10 protein-coding genes are annotated in these 14567 nt (G+C 66.4%); 7 read left to right on the top strand and 3 right to left on the bottom strand.

The genetic code is table 11. From position 1 onward, the window contains the following. Window positions 1–8 precede the first annotated feature (8 nt). Window positions 9–1388: a chloride channel protein gene (locus AC3WJB_RS12510; RefSeq protein ID WP_492681996.1), complete on the bottom strand. Its 1380-nt coding sequence runs from the start codon at window positions 1386–1388 to the stop codon at window positions 9–11. A gap of 207 nt (window positions 1389–1595) precedes the next feature. Here AC3WJB_RS12510 and AC3WJB_RS12505 point away from each other — a divergent pair, with 207 nt between their 5' ends. The 5 genes from AC3WJB_RS12505 to AC3WJB_RS12485 all read left to right on the top strand — a co-directional run bounded on the left by AC3WJB_RS12505 (window position 1596) and on the right by AC3WJB_RS12485 (window position 6933). Beyond that, window positions 1596–2093, top strand: coding sequence for a RidA family protein (locus AC3WJB_RS12505; protein WP_492681994.1), 498 nt, complete (start codon window positions 1596–1598; stop codon window positions 2091–2093). A gap of 37 nt (window positions 2094–2130) precedes the next feature. Next, entirely contained in the window at window positions 2131–3429 is a 1299-nt protein-coding gene (locus AC3WJB_RS12500) for a M20 family metallopeptidase (RefSeq protein WP_492681992.1), read from the top strand. A 93-nt stretch (window positions 3430–3522) separates the two neighbouring features. Then, window positions 3523–4251 carry a histidine phosphatase family protein gene (locus AC3WJB_RS12495; protein ID WP_492681990.1) on the top strand — a complete coding sequence of 243 codons (729 nt, stop codon included), beginning with the start codon at window positions 3523–3525 and terminating at the stop codon, window positions 4249–4251. 192 nt (window positions 4252–4443) lie between these two features. Next, window positions 4444–6426, top strand: a complete 1983-nt coding sequence (locus tag AC3WJB_RS12490; RefSeq protein WP_492681988.1) for a TonB-dependent receptor — start codon at window positions 4444–4446, stop codon at window positions 6424–6426. Between the two features lie 102 nt (window positions 6427–6528). Continuing rightward, window positions 6529–6933 carry a hypothetical protein gene (locus tag AC3WJB_RS12485; RefSeq protein ID WP_492681986.1) on the top strand — a complete coding sequence of 135 codons (405 nt, stop codon included), beginning with the start codon at window positions 6529–6531 and terminating at the stop codon, window positions 6931–6933. A 298-nt stretch (window positions 6934–7231) separates the two neighbouring features. Here AC3WJB_RS12485 and AC3WJB_RS12480 read toward each other — a convergent pair whose 3' ends face one another. After that, a complete protein-coding gene (locus tag AC3WJB_RS12480) occupies window positions 7232–8875 on the bottom strand; it encodes a Na+/H+ antiporter (protein WP_492681984.1) in 1644 nt (547 codons plus the stop codon). A 209-nt stretch (window positions 8876–9084) separates the two neighbouring features. Between AC3WJB_RS12480 and AC3WJB_RS12475 the strand changes: the two genes are divergently transcribed. Beyond that, window positions 9085–10011, top strand: a complete 927-nt coding sequence (locus AC3WJB_RS12475; RefSeq protein ID WP_492681982.1) for an ABC transporter ATP-binding protein — start codon at window positions 9085–9087, stop codon at window positions 10009–10011. Continuing rightward, on the top strand, window positions 10008–10769 hold the full coding sequence (locus AC3WJB_RS12470) for an ABC transporter permease (protein ID WP_492681980.1): 762 nt from the start codon (window positions 10008–10010) through the stop codon (window positions 10767–10769). Before AC3WJB_RS12475 ends, AC3WJB_RS12470 begins: the two co-directional genes overlap by 4 nt. A 202-nt stretch (window positions 10770–10971) precedes the next feature. On the opposite strand, the gene AC3WJB_RS12465 is transcribed toward AC3WJB_RS12470, so the two are convergent. Further along, window positions 10972–14433 (bottom strand): WD40/YVTN/BNR-like repeat-containing protein, encoded by a 3462-nt coding sequence (locus AC3WJB_RS12465; RefSeq protein ID WP_492681978.1) that lies wholly within the window; start codon window positions 14431–14433, stop codon window positions 10972–10974. Window positions 14434–14567: the final 134 nt, after the last annotated feature.

Genomic DNA, 14567 nt, shown 5'->3' with positions numbered 1-14567 from the left:
CGGTGCGCTCAGAGCTTGTCTTCGGGTGGCCTGCGCGTGGGGCGTGGGGCAGGGTGGCTGCGGTCGCTCCACCAACGCAGCAGGCCGCGCGCGAGGCGCGCCTTCTGCGCGCCGACGGGCACGTCCGGCACCACCGTCATCCACGAGGACTTGGCAAACGCGGCCTGCTGCTCCGGATACACGCTGCGGTGGCCGACCATGAGGTAGGCGGCAATCGTCGCCCCGGCCACGTACAAGGTGCTGTCGCTGCCGAACAGTTCGATGCCCATGAGGATTGCGGCGATCGGCGTGTTCGAAGCCGCGGCCACCACGGCGGTCAGGCCGACCGCCGCACCGAGCGCCGCCTGCATGCCGAGCAGGTGGGCGAAGGCGCCGCCGGCAACCGCGCCCATCACGAATTGCTCGGTGACCAGGCCGCCATAGAATCCCGAACCCAGGGTGATGGCCACCAGCAATGCTTTCCACAGGAAGCCCAGCGCCGGCATGGACTCGCCGTGCAGCGCGCGATCGAGCAGCGGCAGGCTGAGGCCGAGATAGTCGGTGGGGATGAAAACGAGCAGCAAGGCAAGCACGCATCCGCCAATGGCCGGAACCATGGGCGGCCAGATGTCGAGGCGTTCGCGCAAGCGCGCGAACAGCCGCGTCATCAGGGCCAGGAGCTCGACGAAAATCAGTGCCACGATGCCGCACACGATGCCGATCACCACGGTTTTCAGGAACAGCAGCTCGGTGAAATCGCTGCCGAAGGCGATGTGGTACTGCGGATAGGGCACACCCAGGAAGCGGCTGACTTCGTAGGCGGTGACCCCGGCGACGATGGCCGGGAACAGGAAGTTGTAGCGGATGCGCCCGATGGCGAGCATTTCCACGCCGTAGATTGCGCCGGCGATCGGCGTGCCGAAGACGCTCGCGAAACCGGCGCTGACCCCGCAGGCCACCAGGCGCCGGCGCAGTTCTGCGTTGAGCTGCAGCGCCTCGCCGACGCCGGCGGCGATGCTCGCGCCCAGGTGCGAGCAGGGGCCTTCCTTGCCCGCCGAGCCGCCCGAGGCGAGCGTCACCAGCGCGGCCACCGGCTTGATCCAGAGCGTCTTGAGCGGCATTCGGCCGTTCTGGTCGTTGACCGCGATGATCACCGAGTCCTGCAGGCCGCCGCGGTTGCGCCGGTAGCCGTAATACAGCAGCAGGCCGTTGATCAGCCCGGCCACCGGCAGCACGCCCATTTGCAGCCAGAGTGGTATGGACTGGGTGTGATCGGTGGCGGCGAAGAGGATGCGCAGGAAGACGCTGCAACCGACGCCGACCAGCGTTCCGGCGAGCATGGCCAACAGCAGCCATTGCACGATCGTTGCCAACATCACGAGGGGTTCAGTGAGGTTGAGGCGGACCATGCAGGGCGACCAGGGGGCGCGCAAACGAGGTTTTCAGTGTAGCAGTCGGGTGCCGGCCGACCGCGCCCGCTTTCGACCGGCCGCAGGAATCGGCCATCTGGACAGCCGCATGCGCATTTGTCCGGGTGGGCTTGCTAAGCTTGACCCCGGGCTGCGCCACGCGCGGCCTACCAGCAAGCTTCCAATCTCCTGCCATGAGGATTCATCATGACCCGAGTACTGCCAGCGTTGCTGGCCTGCTGCGCCACCATGCTGTTGCCGCTGGCCCACGCCCAGCAAATCCAGCGCCATGCCCTTCCGAACAGCAATTTCCCGATCTCCGCGGCAGTCGAGGTGCCGCCAGGGCATACCCTGGTGCTGCTGAGTGGCAAGACCCCGCCAGTGGCCAACCCTGCCGCGCCGAAGGGCAGCGTCGCGGTCTACGGCGACATGGAGACGCAGACCATCGGCGTGCTCAAGCGCATCCAGGAGCAGTTGCAGTCCTTGCACCTGGACCTGGGTGACGTGGTGCAGATGCGCGCCTACCTGGTAGGCAACCCCGAACAGAACGACGCGCTGGATTTCGCCGGCTTCATGCGCGGCTACACGAAGTTCTTCGGCCCGGACGCGCAAACCAGGTTGCCGGCACGCACGGCGCTCAAGATCGCCGGTCTGGCGACGCCGGGCATGCTGATCGAGATTGAAGTGACGGCGGTGCGGCCTTGAAGCTCCCACGCCGTCATCCACCTGCCTGGATTCATCCATGACCAAGGCACGGGTCATGGGGTCGACTGTGGTCGGCCGGCGTGGAACATTGGCGGCGGTCGTCTTCGCGTCGCTTGCGCTGTTGGCCCTTCAGTCCGCGGCGCATGCCCAGTCACGGCGGATGTCGCTCGACCAGGCGCTCGCCAGGCCTGCGGTCAAGGCCGCCTTGCGTGGGATCGACCAGGGGCGGGAGCGCGCGGTCGGTCGCCTGATCAGGATCGGCAGCATCGTTTCGCCGTCCGGCGGCGAGCAGGACCGCGCGCGCGAAGTCGCCTCGGAAATGCGCGCGATTGGGCTGCACGACGTCAAGATCGATGCCATCAACAACGTCGTCGGGGTCATTCCCGGTTCCGGCGACGGCACCATCGTCTTCGTGTCGACCCTGGACGACCTGAAGACGGTCGCGGATAACCAGAAAGCGGCCAAGCAACCCATGCACGCCGACGGCGATCGCGTCATCGGCCCCGGGTCGAATACGTCGACGACCACGGTCTCGCTGCTGGAGGCGGCGCAGGCCTTCCTGGCCGCGGGATTCAAGCCCGAGCGCACGCTGGTGTTCGCCGCCGTCGCCCAGGAGGAGACCGGCCTGCGCGGGATGCGCGCCCTGTACGACCAGTACAAGAGTCGCGCGACGGCCTATGTCGACGTGCTGGGCGACGGGCACAGCATCACGTATGGAGCGATCACCATCCACTGGTGGAAGGTGACCGCCCATGGCCCCGCCGGGCACACGCTCAACGGTGGCCTGCCGAACGTCAACCAGGGCATGGGGCGGGTGATCGACCGGCTGTTGCCGCTGCCTTACGACAAGCACTACGCGGGCGAGCGCAACGTGCTCAACGTGGCGATCGTGCAGAGCGGCACGGTGTTCAACCACAAGCCGGACACGGGCTGGTTTTCGCTGGACGTCCGTTCCAGCGACGGAGCGGCGGTCGAGGCCATGGAGCAGGACGTCCGCGCCATCCTGAAGGACGTGTCTGCGCAGGCCCACGTTTCGTTCGACATGCAGCCCGTGGATCAGACGCCGGGCGGGCAGGTCCCGGGCATGAAGGACAGCGACCTGGTGCAGACGTCCGCAGCCATCGCGCGCCACCTGGGCCTGACGCCCAGGCTCGGCAACCTGGGTTCGTCCAACATGAACATCGCGATCGGCAGTGGGACCCCGGCAATCGGCATGGGCGGAGATCGTGGCGGGGACCGCGGCGAGCCCGGCGAATGGGCGGATGTCCCGCAGATGATGCGCACCACGAAACACATCCTGCTGCTGGCGGTCACCATGGGTGGCCTGCGACACTGACCTGCGGACCGGGAGCGCCGAACGCTCCCGGCTCCCGCCGCGACGTGGTCGCTGGCCGATGTCGCGTCGTCACCCTGGACCTGGAGCCGTCACATGAGCAGACATCTGCGCCGCGCTTTGCTCGTGATCGCGGCCCTGTTGGCGGCCAGTGGCGTCGCCATGAGTCACGCCACCGCCACCGCTGGCGAACCGGCCGGTCGCATGATCGTGCTGGTACGGCATGGCAACTATGACGCCGACCCGGCGGCCGATCCGAAGCTGGGGCCGCCGTTGAATCCGATCGGGGTGGCCCAGGCGCACCTGGCCGGCGCGCGCCTCGCCGCGTTGGGTCTGCACTTCGATACCTACCGCGTGAGCCCGATGCAACGCGCGCGGGATACCGCCGCCGTCATCGCCCAGGATTTGCCCGGAGGTTCATTCACCGTTGACGAGGACCTGCGCGAATGCGTGCCGCCCACGCGGCGCACGGAAATCACCAAGGACCTCGATCCGGCTGAACTGGCTTCGTGCAAGGCGCAGTTCGATCGCCTGTTCGCGCGTTATTTCCATCCCCAGCCGGGCGCGGGCCATGCCGCCTTGCTGGTCTGCCACGGCGACGTGATCCGCTACCTGGTCACCCGCGCGCTTGGCGTCGACACCATGGCCTGGCTGGAGATGTCGGTGCGCAACGCCAGCATCACCCAGATCCTGGTCGAGCCCGATGGCCGCTTCAAGGTCATCACCGTCGGCGACGACGGTTTCATGCCAGCCAACCTGCTCACCGGGGCGACTGGCGACCCTCCGCGCGACCTCTCCGTGCCGCCCTTGCCGCTGACGCGGTAGCCGCAGAAAAGACGCAAGACGAGTGTGTCCACGCTCCGGGGTGCGACAAGCTGTGCGGTCCGCACTGCTTGAACCCCCTCTGTGCTGGCCCCAATGCAAGGACGTATGCCAGAATCCAGCGGTCCCGTGGTAAACGGTTCTCGTTAACCAACATTCAGCCCGACGCGCACCGCGTCCTGAGCAGGAGTAGCAATGGCAAGGCAACCAGCACGCAAGATTTATGGCGCGGTCATGGCAGTGCTCTCGTTTGGAGCGCTGCCCGGCCTCGCTGCGGCTGGCAGCGAGGCGCCGGACGCCAGCATCGTGCAGGACATGGTGGACGAGCATGCTGGCGGCACCTCGCACAGCCAGGCCATTGCTGCCGAGGTTGACGTCTGGCACGGCGCTCCAGTCAACGTCACCGCACGCGGTACGGTGGCCGATTGGCCGAGCGCGCTGGCCATCGACACCATGCAATACGACCTGGCCGTTGCCGAGCCGGCCGATTTCCAGGACTGGATCACCCAGCTTCCTGGCGTCGGCGCCACCGGGCAGGGTGGCCTGTTCGAGACGTTTTCCATCCGCGGCAGTGGCGGCAACGGCATCCTGGTCCTGGCCGCCGGCGTGCCGGTGGCCGCCCAGCGCCGTGCCGGCGTGCCCGTGTCCTTCGTCGAGCCGATGTTGCTCGGCGACGTGAGCGTCACTCGCGGACCGTCGGTGGTGCATTTCGGCCCTGGCGCGCTGGGCGGCGCGGTATCCATGGAGCCGCGCTGGTTCACGGCGCCCTTCGCCACCGGCGCCTATGCCAGCGGCGGCGACGAGTTCATGCTCGCTGCCGGCACCGGCGGCGAGGGTTTCTCGCTGGGCGCGGCGCGCCACCGTGCCGGCGACACCAGGGCACCGGACGGCACTCCGCTCAACACCAGCTACGCGCGCGACAGTGCCACGCTGCAGTTCCAGCACCGTTTCGGAGCCATGAATTTTGATGCCCTGCTGATGCCTTCGCGCACCAGGAACGTCGGCAAATCCAATTCGCGCTACCCGGACAGCCAGGTCACCGATTATCCAAGGGACGACCACACGATTACGCGCCTGCGCCTGCGGCATGATCGTGGTTTTGAGGTCAGCGCGTACGCGCACGACCAGGAACTCACCACCTTCAAGCGCACCCCGCGCAAGGCAGCCGCCTACGCCTCGATCACCAGCACCGACGGCGGTGGCACCGTGCAGCAGAGCTGGAACCGTGGCGCGTTCAAGAACAACATCGGCGTCGAATATTTTGGACGCCGGGACGTGACCGGCTATGACGCCAACGGCAGCCCGGCCACCCGCACCTACAGCCTGAATGGCGCCAGTGAGGATGCGTGGTCGCTGTTCGGGATCACCGATTGGCAGGTGGACGCGCCATTCAGCCTCGAACTTGGCGCGAGGGCGACCTGGATTGCCCAGCACCAGTCCGGGGCGACTTCGCGCGATTCGGACGCGGCCGTGACGGCAGCGGCCGTGTGGACCCCGGACGAGTCGTCGCGCTGGAGCCTCAACCTGGCCTCAGGCTACCGCTTCGCCTCGTTGGAGGAGCGCTTCTTCACCGGCGTGACCGGGCGCGGCGAGATCATCGGCAATCCGGACCTCGGCTCGGAGCATTCGCTGGGCGTCGACCTTGGCCATGCCTGGTGGCGCGGCGACTGGAGCACGCAAGTGCACGTGTGGCGCACCAACGTGCGCGACCTGATCCAGAAGATCGTCTTGCAGCCGGACGTCGAGGGCTATGTGAACGTGGGGCGGGCCAAGCTGTATGGCGTCGAGGCGATCGTCGGCTGGACCCCCGACAGCGCGTTTTCCTTGTATGCCAACGCGGCGCTCGTGCGTGGCGAGGACCGCGACAGCGGCCAGCCTGTCTATGGCATCCCGCCGCTGCGGGTGGGGCTGGATGCCGCCTACGAATTCGGCGCCTTCACGGTGGCCGGGCGCTATGCGCATCGCTGGGCCATGACGCGGCCTGGTTTCGAGGAGCTGCGACGTGATGCAGTGGACCTCGTGGACGCCGAGCTGCGGTACCGGCTGACGCCCGAGGTCAAACTGAAGTTCTACGTGCGCAACCTGTTCAACAAGCTCTACTACGCCACCGCCGACGAACTGTCCGCGTTTGCGCCGGAGCGCACGGTCGGCTTCAACGTGGTCTGGGCGGTGGATTGAGCGCGACGTAGTCCCCGGCCGCACAATTCGCATCCCGCTCACCTGCGCGGGTTTATATTCCGCTGTACTGCGGCGCCTGCCGCCTTATTCCGGAGTAGTGCCATGGCGAAGAACTTCATCCGTTGCCTGCCGGCCTTGCTGCTGGCCTTGGCGGTACCAATGGTCGCTCAGGCGGCAGATTCCAGCGCGGCCGTGAACAAGCAGGTATCGACAGCCGCCGCGCACGCCGGCATGGCCATGGGCGCGGCGGATCTCAAGATGGTGCGTACGCATTTGCACCATGTGGTGAACTGCCTGCAGGGTCCGTCGGGCGCCGGTTTTGACGCCAAGGCCGGGAACCCGTGCAAGGGCCAGGGCAACGGTGCCATTGCCGACGCCAAGGGCGATGCCGCAACCGAGACCAAGCTGCACACCGCACTGACCCATGCCGAGGCGGGCCTGAAGGCCGAGACGGTGGAAGCCGCCCACGCCGATGCCAAAAAGGCAATGGATACCTTGCAGGGTTGATTGCGGTCGCCGGGCTGTCCGAGAACGTTCTCGGAGCCGCCTTTGCCTCACCCACGGCATCGCGCTGTGCACCAAAACAACGCCCGTCGTCATTCCCGCTTTCGCGGGGATGACGACGGGCGGCCGCGGGAATGGCGGCGCAGCGTTGGGCCCAGGGCAAGAAAACAAGCCAAGCCGCCATTTTTGAGTCCAGGTTGTGCGCAACAATCATCCGGCCTTGCGTCGCAATGCTTCCGGAGACCGAGCGCGGATTTATTCCGGACAGCAACGCGCTTGCGCAGGAATGGCGGGAAAGCGGTCAGTGGTAGCGGGCTTCCTGCAGGTCGATTTCGCGCACCAGCCGGCGCGAGACCTCATCTGAAATCTTGTGTTGCCGACCGAGGTCGAAGATGGCTTCACGTTGTCCGCGCAGGGCCGCCAGGCGCAGGTCGCGTTCGGCGGCATCGGCCTTGCGCAGTTGCCGTGCCTCGCCCCTGGCCGAACCTTCCGGCACCAGCCAATGCTGGTACAGGCCGATCACCCGCGCAGTGGCGCTGGTATAGACGTCCACTTCGCTGGTCGGCGCGCCCTCCAGCAGGTCGCGCTGCCGGCGCTTGACCGCGGCCACGGCGGCGCGTGCGGCCAGCCGGCGGGCAAGCTGTTCCTCTTCGTGTTCGGCCGAAGGTTCGGGCTCCAACTCCAGGTTGCGCAGCAACAGCGGCAGGCCGATGCTGGCCGACACCAGGGTCAGCAGGATGACAGCAGCGGCCAGGAACACCGCCAGGGCGCGGGCGGGAAAAGGTGAGCCGTCGGGCAGCAGGATTGGCAAGGTCATGACGCCGGCAAGCGTGATGGCGCCACGTACCCCGGCGAGCGACGTGGCCAGCAGCAACTGCCACTGTCGCTTGCGCGTCGGCACCGCGTGTTGCGCGGATTTCAGCAGGCCGACGCGCAGCGTGATCCAGACCCAGATCAGCCGCAGCGCCGCCAGGCCGAGCGAAATAGCCACGGCGTAGAGCAGCAGCCACCAGGCGTTGCGGTGGCCACTCTGGGTCACCGACGTCACGGCACCGCGCAGGATGGCCGGCAGCTGCTCGCCGAGCAGGACGAAGACGATGCCGTTCAGGGTGAATTGCACCGTGTTCCATACGGCCGCGCGCTGCAGGCGCATGCTGGCCAGGACCGAGCCGCGCAATTCGACCTGGCTCATGGTGATGCCGGCGGCGACCGCGGCGAGTATCCCCGACGCGGCGAGGCGTTCGGCGAGGAGGTAGGCGCCGAACGGCATCAGCAGGCTGATCAGGATCGGCGAACCCGCTGCCTGGCCGAACCGCCGCGACAGCCAGCGCTGAGCGTAGCTCACCGCCAGCGTGAACAGGGCGCCGACAGCCAATCCGGCGCCGGCGACCCAGACAAACGTCAGCGTCGCCGAGGAGATCGAGAACGCACCGGTCAAGGTCGCCGCCACGGCGAAGCGGAAGCACACTAGGCCGGTGGCGTCGTTGAGCAGCGACTCGCCCTCCAGGATGTGCATGAGCCGGCTTGGCATCGGCAGGCGGGCGGTGAGCGAGGACACCGCGACCGGGTCGGTCGGCGAAATGATGGCTGCCAGGGCAAAGGCCACGGCCCATGGCATGCTTGGAATCATCCAGTGGATCAGCGTGCCGGCGCCGAGCACGGTGAACACGACCAGGCCGAGCGCCAGGGCCAGGATCATGCGCCGGTCGCGTTTCAGACCTTCCTTGGGAATGTTCCAGCCGTCCAGGAACAGCAAGGGCGGCAGGAACAGCAGGAAGAACACGTCCGGGTTCAGCGCCACCCCGTGCTGGAATACGCCAGCGACCACCGCGCCCAAGGCAATCTGCACCAGCGGCAAGGGCAGCGAGACAGGCAGCATGCGCACCAGGTAGCCGCTGGCGACGACGGCAAGCAGCATGGCCAGGACGATTTCAATGGCGCTCATGCCGCCTCCCGCCAGATCTCGTAGCCCACGGTATCGGCTGGCTGGCTGCGGCGAGGATACCGTGCGCCGCCGACGACCGGCGATCCGAAGCCCGCCAGTGCGTTCTTATTTGGGGAGGGGAGCCAGGGTGCTGGCGGTGGCCGCCATCGCCACGTACCATCGACGCTCCGTGCGCAATCGTACGGTATCCCACGTTCGAAGGAGTATGCGTGCAGCCGATCATTTCCATCCGCCAGCTCAGCAAGACCTATGCCTCGGGCTTCCAGGCCTTGAAGCCCATCGACCTGGAAATCCAACGTGGCGAGATCTTCGCCCTGCTGGGGCCGAACGGCGCCGGCAAGACCACGCTGATCAGCATCATCTGCGGCATCGTCAATCCCAGCAGTGGCACCGTGCTGGCCGACGGCCACGACGTCGTGCGCGAGTACCGCGCGGCACGCGCGAAGATCGGCCTGGTGCCGCAGGAGCTGACCACCGACGCCTTCGAGACGGTGTGGAATACGGTGAGCTTCAGCCGCGGGCTCTTTGGCAAGAGCGCCAACCCAGCCCACATTGAAAAGGTCTTGCGCGACCTGGCGCTGTGGAACAAGAAGGACGACAGGATCATCACCCTGTCCGGCGGCATGAAGCGGCGGGTGATGATCGCCAAGGCGCTGTCGCACGAACCGCGCATCCTGTTCCTGGACGAGCCCACCGCCGGCGTCGATGTGGAGCTGCGGCGGGACATGTGGGCCATGGTGCGCGCGCTGCGCGCGACCGGCGTCACCGTCATCCTGACCACACACTACATCGACGAGGCCGAGGAAATGGCCGACCGCATCGGGGTGATCAACAAGGGCGAGCTGATCCTCGTCGAGGGCAAGGCCGAGCTGATGGAAAAGCTGGGCCGGCGGCAGCTGACCCTGCAGTTGCAGGCGCCGCTGGAGCGTGTTCCCGAGGCCTTGTCCGCGTATCCGCTGGAGCTTTCGGCCGATGGGCTGCAGCTCGTGTACACCTACGACGCGCAGGGCGAGCGCACCGGCATCGACGTGCTGCTGCGCCGGCTCGCCGAGGCTGGCATCGATTTCAAGGACCTCAAGACCAGCCAGAGTTCGCTGGAAGACATCTTTGTCAGCCTCGTCCGGGAGCGCGCATGAACATCCACGCCGTCCGGGCGATCTACCGCTTCGAAATGGCCCGCACGTTCCGCACGTTGCTGCAGAGCATCGTCTCGCCGGTCATCTCCACCTCGCTGTATTTCGTGGTGTTTGGCGCGGCGATCGGCTCGCACATGAACGGGATCGACGGGGTCAGCTACGGTGCCTTCATTGTGCCCGGCCTGATCATGCTGTCGCTGCTGACGCAGAGCATCTCGAACGCCTCGTTTGGCATCTATTTCCCGAAGTTCGTGGGCACGATCTACGAGATCCTCTCGGCGCCGGTATCGGCATTCGAGATCGTGGCCGGTTACGTGGGTGCGGCGGCGACCAAGTCCGTGGCGCTTGGCCTGATCATCCTGGCCACGGCGCGGCTGTTCGTGTCGTTCCGGATCGAGCATCCGCTGTGGATGCTGGCGTTCCTGGTGTTGACCGCGGTGACGTTCAGCCTGTTCGGCTTCATCATCGGCATCTGGGCGGACAATTTCGAGAAGCTGCAGCTCGTGCCCTTGCTGATCGTGACGCCGCTGACCTTTCTCGGTGGCAGCTTCTACTCGATCCACATGCTCTCGCCGTTGTGGCAGAAGGTCACCTTGTTCAACCCCGTGGTGTACCTGATCAGCGGCTTCCGCTGGAGCTTCTACGGCGTGTCCGATGTCAGCATGACCATCAGCCTGGGCATGACCCTGGTCTTCCTGCTGATCTGCCTGTCCGTGGTGTGGTGGATCTTCCGCAGCGGCTACCGGCTGAAGGCCTGAAGGTCGCGCCACGCCGGATCCGGCCATTCGGACGTCTGCCCGGGGCCCGGTTCAGGTACGTGGCGATGGCTGGAACATCGAATGCGAAGTGCGCCAGATGGAGCGGCATCCCGGTGGTGGCACTGGCTGAGGTGGCACGCGGACGTGGTGGCCCCGCTCCGATACCAGATAGCCCGCCTGTGCGGGCTATCTGGGATGCGGGCTATTGCAGGATGTCCTTGATCGGCTGCTTTTCACCCACCGAGCTGTTGTTGAACGCGGGCAGCACGGTCGTCTTCAGGTGCTCGAAGCCGGCCTTGGCCTTGTCGAGCTCGGCCTGGATTTCGTCGGTGACGCGGATCTGCGTGGCCGTCGGGGCGTAATCCACGCCGCCGGCTTCATCGCTGGCGCCTTGGCCGACGCCACCGCTGAGCCAGACCAGGTTCATGTAGACCTTGTAGGCGGTGGGGAACTGCTTGTCGTCGCTCATCATGGATTCGCGCGAGACGAGCTGGTGCTCGACCTTCAGGATTTCCGCGTCGAGCTTCTGCAACTGGGCGGCGTCGGCGGAGAAGCGGTTGGCCGCGATCCGGTCCTGGATCTGCTTGCGCCAGATCTCCATCTGGTTGACCAGGCCCGAGGTCTCGGCGAGCAGCTTGCTCACCCGCACCTGCAGCGCGGTCGACGCCTGCAGGATCTCGTCCGTCGCCTTGATGCGCGGATCCTTCACGACCTTGAACGGCTCCCGGTAGGTCTTGCCATCCAGCGTGAACTGCACGGAGTAGTCGCCCGGCGCCGCCAACGGGATGCCGGTGCCCGGGGTGATGCCCCAATGCGTGATCCCACGGATGGTCGTGGCCTTGAAGCGCGGCTCCTCCCAGATGAACGGATTGTCCACCGGCGTCGTGCGCAGCTCGACCTTCAGCGGATCGTCGTATTTCAGATCCCAGTAGGCGCCGTTGAGGCCCTTGTGCGCCTCGAGCATCTGCGTGCGGATCTTCTTGCCGGCAGAGTCGAAGATCTCCATCTTGACCGGGGTCGTGGGTGCGGACGCGAGTGTGAACTGGAACTGCGGCCGGGTGATGTCGAGCGGCGTCGGGAACTCGCCGCGGGCCAGCCGGAAAATCCTGTCCGGCTTGAACAGCTGGGTCTTGCCTGCGGTTTTCGCCGTAGCGTCCACCGTGGTGCTGCCGGTCTGTTCGAGCGTCGTGATGTTGGGCAGGATGAACAGGCCACGCCCATAGGTGGAGATGACCACCTCGTGGAAGCGCGGCTCGACCTCGATCCACGACACCGGAGCAGGCGGCAGGCCGGCGTTGAAATGGGTCCAGTGCGCGCCGTCGTCCATGCTGTAGTAGAACGCATGCCCGGTGCCGGCAAACAGCATGCCTTGCTTGTTCGGGTTCTCGGCGACGCTCAGTACATACCCGAGCGGGTTGTCGCTGGGCAGGTCACCGGTGATCTTCTTCCAGGTGGCGCCGTAGTCGGAGGTCTTCAGGATGTACGGCTTGTAGTCGTTCCCGCCGGCCATGCGGAAGTCCACCGCGATGTAGACGGTGCCCGGGTCGAAGCTCGACGGGGAGATCTGGTTGATGTTGCCCCATGGCGGCAGGTGCAGGTTGGCGGAGACATCCACCCAGTGCGGCTGCGTCGCCGATTGGGCATCCTTCGTGTACCAGATCTTGCCGTCGTTGGTGCCGGCCCACAGCAGGCCGCGCTGGATCGGCGAGAACGCCATCGACCAGATCACTTCGCCGTCGTACTGCTGCAGGTTGTCGCCGACCTGGCCGCCATTGCTGACGATGCGCGTCGGATCCTTGGTCGACAGGTCCGGGCTGAATTCCATCCAGGAATGGCCCTTGTCGGAAGTCTTCAGCACCAGCTGGCAGCCGTAGTAGACGTTGTTGCCGTCGAACGGGTCGATCGCGATCGGGGTCGACCAGTGGCAGCGGTACTTGACTTCGTCCGGCGGCGAGTCGAGCGTGATGCGCTGTGGCTCGACCGAGTGGGGCGTGCCCTGGCTGGCGTCGTAGACGCTGAGCTTGCCGCCGTAGCAGGAGGCCCAGACGATGTCCGAATCGGTCGGGTCGGGGACGGTGAAGCCCGACTCGCAGCCGCCGAGGTTGCCTTCCCAGTGCGGCGGGGGGTCATACGAGGAACCGAAGGGCCGACCTTCAGGCGGCGTCTTGGGTTCGCCGTTCGGCCCGAGGGCAAAGCCCGGCGGCGGCGGCGCCGGCTTGGGCAGCTTGGCCAGCAGTTCCTTGTCGACCGGGAATTTCTCGGCGTTGCGCGCCCACCATGGAGCCGGCTTCTTGCCGACCGGCATGAAGTCCTGCTCCGGCAGCAGGCCGTTGCCGCTGGCCAGGGACAGCGTCATCGGGCCACGCGTGGTGGTGCTGTCGTCCTGGCGGTTGCTGTAGAACCAGTACGGCACCCGATTGTCGGTGGCGACGTGGTAGTTCTGGCCGATCGGCAGGGTCACCTGGATGGCCGTCCCGGCACCGGTGGCGATGCCGGCGCCGCCATCGCCGGTGACGATGTAATGCGCCGGGTTGGTCGGATCGATCCAGATGTCGTGGCAGTCGCCGCAGCGTGCCGGGCCTATGGACTTGACGTCCTTGCCGCCGAGGCCGCTGAACGTGCGCCCGCCGTCGACCGAGTAGTGCTGGCTGCTGCTGGAGACGTAGACGTTGTCCGGGTTTTTCGGGTCGACCGCGAGGCGGATGTAATAGCCGGCGCGGCCGATCAGGGAGCGGTCCCAGCTGACCACGTTCCACTGCTTGCCGCCGTCGTCGGAGCGCCACAGCGAGCCCTGGTTGTAGGTGGCGATCAGCGCGTAGACGCGTTGCGGATTGGAAGGGGCGACCGCGACATCCGTCTTGCCGTACGGGGATTTCGGCAGGCCCTCCTGCAGCCGGTTCCAGGTGACGCCGTTGTCGTGCGAGACGTAGATGCCGCTGCCCGCGCCGTAGCTGTTCTGCTGCCAGGTGCGCTGCGAGACCTGCCAGGTGCCGGCAAACAGCGTATTGGGATTGCTTGGGTCCATGCTCAGGCCGGAGCAGCCGGTGTCCGGATTGACGAACAGGGTGCGCTTCCAGGTCTTGCCGCCATCGGTGGTACGGAACACGCCGCGCTCCTGCTGCGGGCTCGTGGCGCGGCCAATGGCGCAGACGAAGACGTTGTTCGCGTCGCGCGGGTTGACCACGATGCGGGCGATGCGTCCGGTCTCGACCAGGCCCATGTGCTGCCAGGTCGCGCCGGCGTCGGTGGACTTGTACACGCCGTTGCCGATGACGTCGGCGGGGCGGATCAGCCAGGGCTCGCCGGTGCCCACCCAGATGGTGTTGGGATCGGTGGCCGGGATGGCCAGGGTGCCGATGGCGGCCACGTTCTGCTGGTCGAAGATGGGCTTGTAGGTATGGCCGCCGTCGGTGGACTTCCACAGACCGCCGGAGGCCGCACCCAGATAATAGGTCGAGTAGTCGCCGGGGATGCCGACGGCCGAAGCGATGCGGCCATGTGGTGCGGCCCCCATGTAATGGAATTGCAGCGCCGGCACGGTGGTCGTGGGCTGCACCGCCTCGGGCCCGGGGGCCCTTTGCGCGTTGCCCGGCAAGGACACTGCCATACCCAGGGCAACAACCGCGGGCAGGCAAAGGTGGACCGGTCTCGGCACTCGCGACATGGCTTGTTCTCCCTAGGATTCCTGAAGACTAGTGGCATCCCTGGCCGCGCACAACCTGAAGAAAGTCATGCCTCAGAGATGGTATGGACGGCCACAACGACAACGTTTTTTCCCCCTCTGGAAGGCGGTTGGCT

The sequence above is a fragment of the Rhodanobacter sp. FW510-R10 genome (assembly GCF_058781105.1).
This window is presented reverse-complemented; position numbering and strand designations above follow the sequence as displayed.